Origin of the sequence: Macromonas nakdongensis, assembly GCF_002837145.1 — a bacterium.
In the GTDB taxonomy this organism is placed as follows: domain Bacteria; phylum Pseudomonadota; class Gammaproteobacteria; order Burkholderiales; family Burkholderiaceae_C; genus Macromonas_B; species Macromonas_B nakdongensis.
Map to the genome: position 1 here is coordinate 1 of NZ_NWMV01000072.1, position 11,652 is coordinate 11,652.

The 11,652-nt window shown below is 70.4% G+C and carries 11 protein-coding genes; 1 reads left to right on the forward strand and 10 read right to left on the reverse strand.

What is annotated here, in order from left to right:
• The coding region (locus CON77_RS10695; protein ID WP_101049136.1) for an AMP-binding protein at window positions 1-1,480 on the forward strand (1,480 nt) is incomplete at its 5' end.
• Between the two features lie 12 nt (window positions 1,481-1,492).
• On the opposite strand, the gene CON77_RS10700 is transcribed toward CON77_RS10695, so the two are convergent.
• The 10 genes from CON77_RS10700 to CON77_RS10745 all read right to left on the reverse strand — a co-directional run.
• Window positions 1,493-2,578, reverse strand: a complete 1,086-nt coding sequence (locus CON77_RS10700; protein ID WP_101049137.1) for a sulfate/molybdate ABC transporter ATP-binding protein — start codon at window positions 2,576-2,578, stop codon at window positions 1,493-1,495.
• Between the two features lie 9 nt (window positions 2,579-2,587).
• Window positions 2,588-3,508, reverse strand: coding sequence for a sulfate ABC transporter permease subunit CysW (cysW, locus tag CON77_RS10705; protein ID WP_101049138.1), 921 nt, complete (start codon window positions 3,506-3,508; stop codon window positions 2,588-2,590).
• 2 nt (window positions 3,509-3,510) lie between these two features.
• Window positions 3,511-4,392 (reverse strand): sulfate ABC transporter permease subunit CysT, encoded by an 882-nt coding sequence (gene cysT, locus CON77_RS10710; RefSeq protein WP_101049139.1) that lies wholly within the window; start codon window positions 4,390-4,392, stop codon window positions 3,511-3,513.
• Entirely contained in the window at window positions 4,393-5,391 is a 999-nt protein-coding gene (locus CON77_RS10715) for a sulfate ABC transporter substrate-binding protein (RefSeq protein ID WP_101049140.1), read from the reverse strand.
• A gap of 105 nt (window positions 5,392-5,496) precedes the next feature.
• Complete coding sequence (locus CON77_RS10720; protein WP_101049141.1) at window positions 5,497-6,069, reverse strand: RBBP9/YdeN family alpha/beta hydrolase; 573 nt, start codon at window positions 6,067-6,069, stop codon at window positions 5,497-5,499.
• A gap of 178 nt (window positions 6,070-6,247) precedes the next feature.
• A complete protein-coding gene (locus CON77_RS10725) occupies window positions 6,248-7,624 on the reverse strand; it encodes an LLM class flavin-dependent oxidoreductase (RefSeq protein ID WP_101049142.1) in 1,377 nt (458 codons plus the stop codon).
• A 48-nt stretch (window positions 7,625-7,672) separates the two neighbouring features.
• Window positions 7,673-8,818 (reverse strand): acyl-CoA dehydrogenase family protein, encoded by a 1,146-nt coding sequence (locus CON77_RS10730; RefSeq protein ID WP_101049143.1) that lies wholly within the window; start codon window positions 8,816-8,818, stop codon window positions 7,673-7,675.
• On the reverse strand, window positions 8,815-9,630 hold the full coding sequence (locus CON77_RS10735; protein WP_101049144.1) for a class II aldolase/adducin family protein: 816 nt from the start codon (window positions 9,628-9,630) through the stop codon (window positions 8,815-8,817). The genes CON77_RS10730 and CON77_RS10735 overlap by 4 nt, the downstream gene beginning before the upstream one ends.
• Before the next feature lie 29 nt (window positions 9,631-9,659).
• Window positions 9,660-10,763, reverse strand: coding sequence for an LLM class flavin-dependent oxidoreductase (locus CON77_RS10740; protein ID WP_101049145.1), 1,104 nt, complete (start codon window positions 10,761-10,763; stop codon window positions 9,660-9,662).
• A gap of 170 nt (window positions 10,764-10,933) precedes the next feature.
• The coding region (locus CON77_RS10745; protein WP_369407349.1) for a c-type cytochrome at window positions 10,934-11,652 on the reverse strand (719 nt) is incomplete at its 5' end.

Genomic DNA, 11,652 nt, shown 5'->3' on the forward strand with positions numbered 1-11,652 from the left:
GTTCCACGGCGACCGCCCCTGGGCCTGCCACCGCGAATGGGCCGCCCGCAGTGCCGGCCTGGCCCAGCACCTGCGCGCCGCCGGCCTGCAGCCGGGCGACCGGGTGCTGCTGTTCCTGCACAACCACCCGCGCTACCTCGAAATCCTCTGGGGCGCCTGGTGGGCCGGGCTGGCGGTGGTGCCGGTGAACGCCAAACTGCACCCGCGCGAGGTGGCGTGGATCGCCGCCGACGCGCAGGCCCGCTGGGCGTTTGTGCACGGCGACTTGCTGACCGAGCCCCTGACCGGGCTGGACCGGCTGGTGGACCTGGACGCGGCCGCCGCCGCGGCTTGGTTCGCCCCGGTGCCCGACCCCGCGGCCGTGCCCGTGACCGAACGCGCCCCCGACGACCTGGCCTGGCTGTTCTATACCAGCGGCACCACCGGCCGCCCCAAGGGGGTGATGCTGACCCAGCGCAACCTGATGACGATGGGGCTGGGCTACTTCGTCGACGTGGACCCGGTGGCCGCCGCCGACACCATCGTCTACGGTGCGCCCATGTCGCACGGCGCCGGTCTGTACGCCATCCCGCACCTGATGGCCGGCGCGCGCCACGCGGTGCCCGCTTCCGGGGGCGTGGACCCGGTCGAGCTGTTCGACCTGGGCGAACGACTGGGACCGCTGAGCACCTTCGCTGCGCCCACCATCGTCAAGCGCCTGGTGGACCACGCCGAACAACACGGCCTCACGGCCGAGGCCTGTGGCCGCGCCTTCAAGACCATCGTTTACGGCGGCGCACCCATGTACCGGGCCGACATCGAGCGCGCCCTGCGCGTGATGGGGCCGCGCTTCGTGCAAATCTACGGCCAGGGCGAGACGCCCATGGTGGGCACCGCCCTGGCGCGTCGGCACCTGTCGGACAGCGCCCACCCGCGCCACGGCGAGCGGCTGGCGTCGGTGGGGGTGGCGCAGACGCCGGTGCGGGTTCGGGTGGCCGACACGGCAGGCCGGCCCTTGCCGGTGGGCGAGGCCGGCGAGGTGCTGGTGCGTGGCGACAGCGTGATGGCGGGCTACTGGCGCAACCCGGCCGCCACGGCCCAGGCGGTGCGCGACGGCTGGCTCTTCACCGGCGACGTCGGCAGCCTGGACGCCGACGGCTTCCTGACCCTGAAGGACCGCAGCAAGGACCTGATCATCAGCGGCGGCTCCAACATCTACCCGCGCGAAGTCGAAGAGGTGCTGTTGACCGCCCCCGGCGTGGCCGAGGTCTCGGTGGTGGGCGCGCCCGACCCCGAGTGGGGCGAGGTGGTGGTGGCCTTCGTGGTGGCCGCCCCCGGTGCCCAGCCCAGCGCCGAGGCGCTGGACCGGCATTGCCTGGCGCAGCTGGCCCGCTTCAAGCGGCCCAAGCGCTACGAATGGCTGCCGGCCCTGCCCAAAAACAACTACGGCAAGGTGCTCAAGACCGAATTGCGCGCGCGCCTGGCGGCGGTCGGCCTCTGAGGCGCCGCCGCTTCAGGCGTTCGGCTGCAGGAACACCCGCGCCTTGCGCGGCGACACCACCAGGCGCTCGCCTTCCTGCAGGCCCAGTTCCCGGAAACGATCGGCCGGGATCTGCGCCTCGATCAGCGGGTCGTGGCCGTCGGGCTGCTGCGGGTCCAGTGGCCACAGCTCCAGCCGGGCGATGGGGCCGACGACGATGGCGCGCTGCAGTTCGGCCACAATGCCCACCGCCTGCGGCGTGTAGCGTTCCACGGCCAGGTCGTGCGGGCGCACGTAGGCAAAGGCCTGGGCGTTCTGCGCCGTGGCGTGTTCCGGCGTGTCGATGGCCACGCCCTCCAGGTGCAGCTGGCCCTCGTGCGCGCGGCCGTGGAACAGGTTCACATCGCCCAGGAAGCCGTATACGAAAGGGCTGGCCGGGTGGTCCCACACGTCCTGCGGGGTGCCCACCTGTTCGACCACGCCCTGGTTCATCAGCACCACGCGGTCGGCCACTTCCAGGGCCTCTTCCTGGTCGTGCGTCACGAAGATGGAGGTGACGTGCAGCTCGTCGTGCAGGCGGCGCAGCCAGCGGCGCAGCTCCTTGCGCACCTTGGCGTCGAGCGCGCCGAAGGGCTCGTCCAGCAGCAGCACCTTGGGCTCCACCGCCAGTGCGCGCGCCAGAGCAATGCGCTGGCGCTGCCCGCCCGAGAGTTGCGCCGGGTAGCGGTCGGCCAGCCAGTCGAGCTGCACCAGCTGGAGCAGGTCGGTCACTTTCTGTTTGATCTGGGCCTCGCTCGGGCGTTCGCCGCGCGGCTTGACGCGCAGGCCGAAGGCCACGTTCTCGAACACCGTCATGTGGCGGAACAGGGCGTAGTGCTGGAACACGAAGCCCACGTTGCGTTCGCGCACGTGCACGTCGGTGGTGTCGGTGCCGCTGAAGTGGATGCTGCCGCTGTCGGGCGTTTCCAGCCCCGCGATGATGCGCAGCAGCGTGGTCTTGCCGCAGCCCGAGGGGCCGAGCAGGGCCAGCAGTTCGCCCGAGGCGATGTCGAGGTTGACGTCCTTCAGCGCGTGGAAGCTGCCGAAGTGTTTGTGGACGTTGCGGATTTCGATGCTCATGGCGTTCTTTCAGTGCTGCACGGTCGCGGTCGGGGCGGCGGTCGAGGCGGTGTTGGGGCGTTCGGGGGGCAGGTCGGCCACGGCCTTCATCTCGCGCTCGTGGCGCCATTCCACCGCGCTCTTGATGGCCAGCGTCACCAGCGCCAGCAGGGCCAGCAGCGAGGCCACGGCAAAGGCGGCCACCGACTGGTATTCGTTGTAGAGCACTTCGACGTGCAGCGGCATGGTGTTGGTCTGGCCGCGGATGTGGCCCGAGACCACGCTGACCGCACCGAACTCGCCCATGGCGCGCGCGTTGCACAAGATGACGCCGTAGATCAGCCCCCATTTGATGTTGGGCAGGGTCACGTGCCAGAAGGTCTGCCAACCGCTGGCGCCCAGCACGATGGCGGCCTGTTCCTCTTCGTTGCCCTGGGCCTGCATCAGCGGGATGAGTTCGCGCGCGATGAAGGGGAAGGTGACGAACACGGTGGCCAGGATGATGCCGGGCACCGCGAACACGATCCTGATGTCGTGTTCGGCCAGCCAGGGCCCCAGCCAGCCCTGCGCGCCGAACACCAGCACGTAAATCAGGCCGGCCACCACGGGCGAGACCGAAAAGGGCAGGTCGATCAGCGTGGTCAGGAAGGACTTGCCGCGGAACTCGTACTTGGCGATGGCCCAGGCCGCGGCCACGCCGAACACCAGGTTCAGCGGCACCGCCACGGCCGCGGTCAGCAGCGTCAGGCGGATGGCCGACCAGGCGTCGGGTTCTTTCAGGGCTTCCCAGTAAGCGTCCAGGCCTTTGCGCAGGGCTTCGGTGAACACCGCCGCCAGCGGCAGTACCAGGAACAGGAACATGAAGGCCAGGGCCAGGCCGGTGAGGGCCCGGCGCACCCAGGCGCTTTCGGTGGTGCCGCGCTGGGCGGTGCGCACGGTGGAGGAGGCCATGGTCAGGTTCCCGAACGTTGGCGTTGCCAGCCCTGCAGGCCGTTGATGACCAGCAGCAGCACGAAAGAGATCACGAGCATCACGGTGGCCACGGCGGTGGCGCCGGCGTAGTCGTACTGCTCCAGCTTGCTGATGATGATGAGCGGTGTGATTTCAGACACCATGGGCATGTTGCCGGCGATGAAGATGACCGAGCCGTACTCGCCCACGGCACGGGCGAAGGCCATGGCAAAGCCGGTCAGCAGCGCGGGTGCGATGCTGGGGAAGATGACCCGGCTGAAGGTCTGCCAGCGGGTGGCGCCCAGACAGGTGGCCGCTTCTTCCAGTTCCTTCTCTGCGTCTTCCAGCACCGGCTGCACCGTGCGCACCACAAAGGGCAGGCCGATGAAGATGAGCGCGATCACCACACCGTTGGGGTTGAAGGCGAGCTGGATGCCGTGCGGTTCCAGGTACTGGCCGACCCAGCCGTTGCCGGCCAGCAACGCGGTCAGCGAAATGCCGGCCACCGCGGTGGGCAGGGCAAAGGGCAGGTCCACCAGTGCGTCCACGATCTTTTTGCCCGGGAAGGGGTAACGCACCAGCACCCAGGCCACCAGCAGACCAGCCACCACGTTGACCAGCGCCGCCAGGAAGGAGGCGCCGAAGGTCAGCCGGTACGAGGCCAGCACCCGCGGCGAGGTGACGGCTTCCCAGAACTGCGGCCAGGTGAGGGTGAAGGTCTTGAACACCAGCGCCGACAGCGGGATGAGCACGATCAGGCTCAGGTACAGGACCGAAAAGCCCAGGGTGATGTTGAAACCGGGCAGTACCCGCGCCGACGTGCGGCGCAGGCCTCCCCCGGCCGCCGGCGCCGGGCCGGACAGCGAAGCAGCAGAGCCGGCCATTTACTTGCCTTGGGTGTAGAGTTTGTCGAATTGGCCGCCGTCGTTGAAGTGCACCTTCTGGGCCTCGGCCAGCGAGCCGAAATACTCGTTCACAGTGAACAGTTTGATCGGCTTGAAGGCGTGGGCGTATTTCTTGAGCACCGCCGCAGAACGGGGGCGGATGTTGTGCCTGGCGGCGATTTCCTGGCCCTCCTCGCTGTAGAGGAAGTCGATGTAGGCCTTGGCCTCGGCGGCGCTGCCTTTCTTGGCTACGGTGCGTTCGACGATAGCCACCGGGTTCTCCGCCACGATGGAGGCGCTGGGGTGGATGGCATCGACCTTGCCGGCGCCGAATTCCTTGTCCACCGACACCACCTCGGACTCGAAGGTCACCAGCACGTCGCCGATGTTGCGCTGCAGGAAGACCCCGGTGGCGTCGCGGCCGCCGCGGGCCAGCACCGGCACGTTTTTGTAGAGCTTGCCCACGAACTCGGCGGCCTGGGCGTCGGTGCCGCCTTTGGCGCGAACCTGGCCCCAGGCGGCGAGGTAGGCCATGCGGCCGTTGCCGCCGGTTTTGGGGTTGACCACCACCACCTGCACGCCGGGCTTGACCAGGTCGTCCCAGTCCTTGATGCCCTTGGGATTGCCCTGGCGCACCAGGAAGAGCATGGTGGATGTGGTGGGCGCGGCGTTGTGCGGGAAGCGCTTGGCCCAGTCCTTGGCGACCACGCCCTTGTCGGCCAGGAAGTCCACGTCGGTGGTGGTGTTCATGGTCACCACGTCGGCCTCCAGGCCGTCGGCCACGGCGCGCGCCTGGGCGCTGGAGCCAGCGTGCGACTGGTCGACCTTGATGTCCTTGCCGGTGGTTTTCTTGTGGTGCGCGGCGAAGGCGGGGTTGATGTCTTTGTAGAACTCGCGCGAGACGTCGTAGGAGACGTTGAGCAGCGTGGTCTGGGCACTGGCCCAGGTGCTGGCGGTGAGGGCGATGAGCGCAAGGCTGCGGCGCAGGGGGTGTTTCATGGCAGGGTCACTCGGAAGCGGGAATGGCCCGATTCTGGGTGCCTTGCCTCAGACTTCAAACCAATTTGTTTTTGTTTCTTTATTTGGAAATGTAATTAAGGGGCGTCAGGCCGCCTGGGCCAGCGCTTCGGCGGCCGCCGTGGGGGCCTGCTGGGGGTCGGTCAGGGCGTGGAGCAGGGCCCAACCCAGAGGCCAGTGGCCGTGGCCCGAATCGACGTTGATGTGGCCGGCGTCGGCCAGCCGCACGAACTCGCTGCCCCAGGCGCGGGCGTAGGCGCCCGCCAGACGCACCGGGCAAAACGGGTCGTTGCTGCTGGCCACCACGATGCTGCGGTAGGGCAGGGCTTGGTAGGGCACGGGAGCGAAATCGGCCAGCACCCCGCGGCGCTCCGGGTCGGCCGGGGCCACCAGCAGGGCGCCCTGCACCCGGCGCAGGGCCGAGTCGGGCAGGTGCACCACGGCCATGCAGCCAAGGCTGTGGGCCACCAGCACCACCGGGCCGGGCGTGGCTTCGATGGTGTCGGCCAGCCGGGCGACCCAGGCGCTGCGCAAGGGGGAGACCCAGTTGTCCTGCACCACGCGGCGGGCCCGCGGCAGGGCGTCGGTCCACAGCGTTTGCCAGTGGCCGGGCCCGGAGTCGCGCCAGCCGGGGACGATGATCACGGTCGGAGGATTCACGGGCGATTCCTGTCAGATGGGGAAAGGGCGGTGCCGCGTTGGCGTGTGCGCATGGTCGTGCAGGGGGCAAGGGGTGTGGGTCGATTGTGGGCAACGTCCCGCTCCGCCGGAAGCGATCTTTTCGCAGATGCTCATGCGGTTTGGGCGCAAGCCGGGGTGGCAGATTCCCCAGCTGCGGTCACGCCGGGCACACCCCCTGTGCCGCGCTCACGGGGTGCGTGGCCGGTGCGGCAAAGTGCCGGTTGGGCACCCGGGGCAGGCCCAGGTGCTCGCGCAAGGTGCGGCCACTGTAGGCGCTGCGCGTGAGCCCGCGCCGCTGCAACTCGGGCACCACCAGGTCGCAAAAGTCGTTCAAGCCGTTGGGGGCGCTGCTGAACATGATGTTGAAGCCGTCGCAGGCGCCGCTGCGGAACCAGTGCTCGAAATCGTCGGCGATGTCCTGAGGCGTGCCCACCAACATGCGGTGGCCACCGGCGCTCCAGCGGGTGGTCAGTTCGCGCACGGTGGGGCGTTCGCGGCGTATCCAGTCCACCAGCAGTTTCTGGCGGCTTTTGTGCGAGTTGGTCTCGGGGATGTGTTCGGGCAGGGGCACCCGGTCGTCGGGCGACAAGCCGCTCAGGTCCACGCCCAGGCTGGCGTACTGCGACAGGGCGCGCAGTTGCACGTCCTGGTCGCGGTGGCGCAGCAGGTCGTCGTACTGGGCCTGGGCCTCTGCGCGGGTGCGACCGACGACCGGCATCACGCCGGGCAGGATCTGGATCGCCTCGGGCGGGCGGCGCCACTGGGCGGCGCGGGTCTTGACGTCGGTGTAAAAGGCGCGGGCTTCGTCCACGTCCTGCGCGGCGGTGTAGAGCAGTTCGCCGATGCGCGCGGCCAGGTCTTTGCCCGCTTCGGAGGCGCCGGCCTGGGCCAGCACCGGCCAGCCCTGCACCGGCCGGGCAGCGTTGAGTGGGCCCTGGACCTGGAAATGCGGCCCGCGGTGGTGCAAGACGTGCAACTTGGCCGGGTCGGCCCAGCGGCCACTGGTTTTGTCGGCCAGGAAGGCGTCGTCGGCCCAGCTGTCCCACAGGCCGGTGACCACGTCCACGAACTCGTGGGCGCGCTCGTAGCGCTGGGCGTGGTCGCGGTGCCCGGGCAGGTTGAAGTTTTCGCCGCCGGCGGTGGAGGTGACCACGTTCCAGCCCACCCGGCCCTGGCTGAGCTGGTCGAGCGAGGCGAAGTGGCGCGCCACGTTGTAGGGCTCGCTGTAGCTGGTGCTGACGGTGGCGACCAGGCCGATGCGCTGGGTCACCAGGGCCAGGCCGGCCACCAGCACCAGCGGGTCCCAGCGCGGGGCCAGGGGGCTGCTGGCCACGGCGACCGGGTCGGTGGGGGCGAAGACGTTGTCGTAGAAGAACAGGGCGTCGAAACAGGCCGCCTCCAGGCGCTGGGCGTAGCCCTGGTAGCGCGCGAAGTGCAGGTGGGCGTCGGTGTGGGCGTCGGGGTGGCGCCAGCTGTCGCCCTGCACGCCGGAGCCGGTGAAATACGCGCCCAGGCGCAGCAGTCGTGGGGTCATGTGCCGAGGGTGTTCAGGGGAGGGGGCCATGCTGGCGGCTGGCAGGTTTCACAGGCCCAGGGCCTGTCGGCCGGCGGCGGTGTGCACGCTGTCGACCTGGGGGGTGTGGATGCGGCCGCACTGCACGTCGCGCCAGTGGCGCTCCAGCGGGTGGTGGCGCGACAGGCCGTGGTTGCTGCTGAGGGACAGGGCCAGCTCCACCGCCTGCACCGCGTTCTCGGTGGTGGTGGTTTTGACCAGGCTGCTGTCGATCAGCGGCACGCGCAGGCCGTCGTCGATGTCGCGCGCCAGGCTGGCGATGAGGCGGCGGTTGCTGTGCAGTTTTTCTTCGATCGCGCCCACCCGTTCCTGGGCCCTGGGCAAGGTGGCCAGGGCGGCGCCCAGGCTGGCGGGTCGGCGTTCTTGCAGGAAACCCACCACCCAGTCGCGCGCGGCGCGGGCCACGCCGGTGTACAGGGCGCCCATCAGCACGCTCATGTCGGCCTGCAGTTCGGGGTCGCCCCCGGCCCAGGCGCTCGGGTCGCGCAGGTCCACCGCGGCGTCGTCGGGCAGGGCCACGTCTTCGAACAGCACGTCGTGGCTGCCGCTGGCGCGCAGCCCCAGGTGGTCCCAGGTGTCCACGATGCGGATGCCGGCTTGGTCGGCGCGGACCAGGAAGTTGCCCACGCGCGGCGGGGTTTCGTCGGTGCGGGCCCAAACCGAATACCAGCGCAGGATGGGGGCACCGGTGGAGTAGACCTTGTGGCCCGACAGGCGCCAGCCGTCGGCGGTGCGGCGTGCGGTGGTGGCGGGCAGGCCGCCGCGCGCGGGCGAGCCCAGCTCCGGCTCCACCCGCAGCGCGTTGACGAGGGAGACGCCGTCCACCGCCTCCCGCACCAGTTGGCGGGCGATGGCCTCGGGCCAGACGCGGTGGCCGCGCAGCATGCTGCGGTGCTGGATGTACTGCATGGTCAGCACCAGCGCGGTGGCCGGGTCGCCCTGCCCCACCGCGCCGACCACGCCGCCCAGGGTGGCGATGCTCGCCTGCTGGCCCCCATAGGCGCGCGGCGCGGCCAGGGCCAGGAAGCCGGCGTCGGCCAGGTCGGCGAAGTTGCGAAATGGGAAGCTGCCGTCGGCGTCGTGCACCGGGGCGCGGGCGGCGAAATCCAGCGCCAGCGTGGCGGCGCGCCCGGTCCAGTCCAGCGGGGCATTCATTGCAGCACCTCGGGCTGTTGCCGGACCACGATGTCGTACAGGGCCTGGAAGGCGAACTCGGCGCCGCCGGGGCCACCGATCTGGGCGTGGGTCCGTTCGGCCACCGGGTGCGGGATGGGCTGGGGTGTGCCCGCCGCCTCGGCCAGCAACTGCGCGTGGCAAGCGTTGTCCAGGGCGATGTACCACCAGGCGGCGGCCTCCACCGAGGGGCCGGCGGTCAGGATGCCGTGGTTTTGCAGGATCACCGCCTTGTGCGGGCCCAAGGCCTGGCCGATGCGCAGGCCTTCTTCGGTGTCGAGCACCACGCCCGAGAAATCGGCGAACAGGCCGTGGTCGCCGTAGAAGATGCAGGCGTCCTGGGTCAGGGGATCGAGCCGGCGGCCCAGGGTGGACCAGGCCTTGCCGTGGGTGGAGTGGGTGTGGGCGGCGGCCACGATGTCGGGCCGGTCCTCGTGCAGGGCGGCGTGGATGGCGAAGGCGGCCCGGTTGAGCGGCCCCTGGCCCACCACGATCTCGCCAGCGCTGTTGACCAGCAACAGGTCGGAGACCTGGATTTGGGAAAAGTGCACGCCCAGCGGGTTGACCCAGAAATGGTCGGGCCACTCGGGGTCGCGGGCGGTGATGTGGCCGGCCAGGCCGTAGTCGAAGCCTTGCTGGGCGAACAGGCGGAAGGCCACCGCCAGGCGCTGCTTGCGGTGCAGGCGTTCGGCCTGCACGCTGGCGCGCGGCGGGGCGGGCTCGAACCAGTCCTGGCGCTGGGGTTGGGCGTTGGGCACGACGGTGAAGTCGTTGGACACGAAGGGGGTGCTCATGGTGTGAAACAACAATGGGGTGGACAAATTCAGGCGCGCTTGAGCAGGGGCGCACGGCCCTGGGCCGCCTCGCGCTGGGCGACTTTGTCGCGCACCAACGGGATCAGCTCGCGGCCGTACTGGATGGCGTCGACCAGCGGGTCGAAGCCGCGGATCAGGAAAGTGCCAATGCCCAGGTCGTGGTAGCGCAGCAGCGCATCGGCCACCTGTTCCGGCGTGCCCACCAGGGCGGTGGTGTTGGAGCGGCCGCCGGTTTCGCGGGCGATGGCGGTCCACAGGCGCTGGTCCACCCGGTCGCCCTGGGCCGCGTCTTGCAGCAGGCGGCGCGCGCCCTCGCTTTGCTGCGGGCCACCGCGGGCGTAGCCCTGGTCCACGCGCAGGCGGCGGGTGTCGGCCAAGATGCGCTCGGCCTTGGCCCAGGCCTCGTCCTCGGTGGCGCCCAGGATGACGCGGAAAGAGATGCTGAACCCCACCTCGCGGCCGTGGTACGCGGCGGCGGCGCGCACGCGCTGCACCAAGTCGCCGGCCTGGGCCAGCGATTCGCCCCACAGCGCGTAGACGTCGGCGTGTTTCCCGGCCACGGCCAAGGCCGGTGGCGAGGCCCCGCCGAAGTAGATGGGCACGTAGGGCGACTGGTGCGGCTTGACTTCGGAGGCCGCGCCCTCGAAACGGTAGTGGGTGCCCTGGTGGTCGAACGGCTGGTCCTCGGTCCAGACGCGGCGCAGGATGCCCAGGTACTCGTCGGTGCGGGCGTAGCGCTCGTCGTGGCCCAGGTAGTCGCCGTCGCGGCGCTGGTCCTCGTCGGAGCCGCCGGTGATGTAGTGCACCGCCACCCGACCGCCGGTGAACTGGTCCAGCGTGGCCAGGGTGCGCGCGGCCACGGTGGGGGCGACGAAACCGGGTCGGTGCGCTAGCAGGAAATGGATGCGCTGCGTGACCGAGGCGGCGTACTGCACGGTCAGCAGGTTGTCGGGGCTGGTGCCGCTGAAGGGCACCAGGATGCGGTCGAAACCGGCGTGCTCGTGGGCTTGGGCGAAGACGCGGACGTAGTCGGGGTCGACGGCGGGGCCGCGGCGGGGAAAGGTTTCGGACACTTCGTGCGGCTGGATCATGCCGATGAACTGGACACCCATGGTGTGGAACTCCTGCTGTGTGTGGATGAACGGGTTGCGTTCACTGTAGGAGCCGGCCGCGCGCCGAACAAGGAAGGAATTCGGCTGTGGACATGCGCTTTTGGCATGTCCGGCCACGGCACCATGGCGGGCGGATGCCGCCGCGGTGGTGCAGGCGCACCCGCGCCGGCTCAGTGGGGGTAGCCGCCGCGCAGCGAGCGCACCGGATCGGCGTCCATGCGCCGGATCAGGGCTTCCAGGCCGTCGGCCGGCGTGCTGGTGGCCGGGCCCGCCGCGCCGGGCGGGCTGGTGGTGCAGACCAGATCGGACGCGCGCCAGGCGCCGTCGGCGGGGCGGCTGCGGGCGCGCAGCCAGCCTTGGCGGTCCACCAGCAGTTGGTGGCCGGGCAGGTCTGGCACCGCCACGCCCAGCACCTGGGCCAGGGCGCGCAGGGCGACGGGGTCGTCCAGGCGACATTCGGGGTCTTGACTGGGCGCGGCGCCGGCCACCACGGTGAGCAGGCGGGGGTCGTCGACGGGCACGGCTTCGCCTGGTCCCAGGAACACCAGGCGCACCCGCTGTGGGGCAATGGCACGGCTGTCGCGGGTCTGTCCACCGCGGCAGGTCCAGACCATGCGCGGCAAGGGCACGGGCCATGACCAGGCACCACTGGCCTGCAGGGTGCGGCCGGCGGCCTGGGCCTGCAGATGGTCGAGCACCGCCCAGGTGTCGTCGGCGCTGAGGCGGTCGTGGAAACCGGGCATGGTGGGCTGGCCCGCGCGGTCTTGCAGGCCGTGCCGGATGCGCCAGTACAGCTCGCCCTCCAGGCGACGCCACAGCAGCCCCCCGGTCAGGTCGGGCGGCCACATGGGCAGGCGGGCGGCCTCGATCGGTGATGGAACACAGCAAG